The 1984-nt window shown below is 69.2% G+C and carries 1 protein-coding gene; it reads right to left on the reverse strand.

The genetic code is table 11. The annotated features are described in order from the left end of the window. A partial coding sequence (locus tag ABT342_RS38010; protein WP_502965690.1) for a condensation domain-containing protein occupies positions 1-1984 on the reverse strand: 1984 nt, incomplete at both ends.

The raw sequence follows: 1984 nt of genomic DNA on the forward strand, positions 1-1984 counted from the left end.
GACGCTCACCCGCATCGAGCACATCCAGCTCACCCACCCGCACCAGCGGATCAGCAGTCAGCGTGTCCAGCACCCGCACCCACCGCGCCGCCAACTGCTCGGCGCTCTCCACATCGAAGAGGTCCGCGGCCACTGTTATGACGCCCCGCAGCCCCGCCGGCGCACCGTCACCGTCGAACACCTCCCCCGCACTCACCTCGACGTCGAACTTCGCCGCCTGTGCTCCGACCTGCATCCCTCCGGACCGCGCGCCCGGCAGATCCACCGCCGCCTCGGCGGTGTTCTGCACGGTGAGCATCACCTGGAACAGCGGATGCCGCGCCAGCGAGCGCGCGGGGGCCAGTTCCTCCACCAGGCGCTCGAACGGCACATCCTGATGGACGAACGCCCCCAGTCCTGCCTCCCGCACCCGTCCCAGCACCTCACGGAACGTCGGGTCGCCGGAGAGGTCAGTTCGTATCACCAGCGAGTTCACGAAGAAGCCGACCAGATCGTCCAGCGCCTCATCCGTACGACCGGCAACCGCCGACCCGATCGGAACATCCGTACCCGCACCCAACCTGGACAGCAAGGTGGCCAAAGCGGCCTGCAAGACCATGAACACCGTCACGCCCTCGGCCCGCGCCAACTCGACCAGCCGCGCATGCACCTCCGCAGACATCTCCAGGGGCACGCTGTGCCCCTGGTAGCTGGCCACCGCAGGGCGCGGACGGTCGAACGGCAGCGTCAGCTCCTCCGGCACTCCGGCCAAAGCCTCTCGCCAGTAGGCGATCTGACGGGCCAGCAGGCTATCCGGGTCGTCCTCGGCACCCAGCAGCTCACGCTGCCAGAGCGCGTAGTCGGCGTACTGCACCGGCAGTTCCGCCCACCCCGGATCCCGTCCCTCACACCGCGCCGCATAAGCGTCCGATACGTCCCGGGCCAGCGGAACCGTCGACCAGCCGTCGCCTGCGATGTGGTGCACGACCACGACCAGCACCTGCTCGTCCGGTCCGGCCGTGAACAGCCAGGCCCGGAAGGGCACCTCAGCCGACAGATCGAAGGCATACCCCTGCGCAGCAGCAACCGCACCGGCCAGCTCCTCCCGCGCCACCTCCACCCTCTGCAGCTCCCACACCAACTCCGTCAGGCTCAGCACCTGCTGGTACGGCTCGCCATCAGCCACCGCGAACACCGTCCGCAGCACCTCATGGCGACCCAGCACATCGCGCAGCGCCGCGTTCAGCGCGTCGCGGTCCACATCCCCGGACAGCCGCAGCGCGAGCGGAATGTTGTACGTCGCGCTCGGCCCTTCCAGTTGGCCCAGGAACCACAGCCGGCGCTGAGAGAAGGACAACGGCACCCGCTCCGGACGTACCCCTGCCGTCAGAGCCGGCCGCGCCGATCCCGCTTCGTCCAGCCGACCGGCGAGCCCCGCGACCGTCGCCGCCTCGAACAACGTCCGGATCCCGACCTCTACGCCGAGCACCGCCCGGATTCGGCTCACCAGCCGCACCGCGAGCAGGGAGTGGCCACCGAGCGCGAAGAAGTCGTCGTCGACACCGACGCTCTCCAGCCCCAGCACCTGCGCGAACACCCCGCAGAGGAGTTCCTCGCGCAGACTGACCGGTCCGCGCCCGGCTGCTGCCGTGATGTCGTATGCCGGTGTGGGCAGGGCCTTGCGGTCCAGCTTCCCGTTGACCGTCAACGGCAGCACGTCGAGTACAACCACCGCAGAGGGCACCATGTGCCCCGGCAACCGCCCACCGACAAACGCCGACACATCAGCAGCCAGCCCAGCCCCCGCAACCCGGTCCGCACCCTCCACCGGCACCACATACGCAACCAGCCGCATCTCCCCCGGAACATCCTCCCGGGCAACGACCGCCGCCTGCCCAACCCGCGGATGGCCGGCCACCACCGCCTGAACCTCACCAGGCTCGATCCGGAACCCCCGAATCTTCACCTGATCATCCACACGCCCCACAAACACCAACTGACCATC

Origin of the sequence: Streptomyces sp. NPDC000410 (genome assembly GCF_040300305.1) — a bacterium.
In the GTDB taxonomy this organism is placed as follows: domain Bacteria; phylum Actinomycetota; class Actinomycetes; order Streptomycetales; family Streptomycetaceae; genus Streptomyces.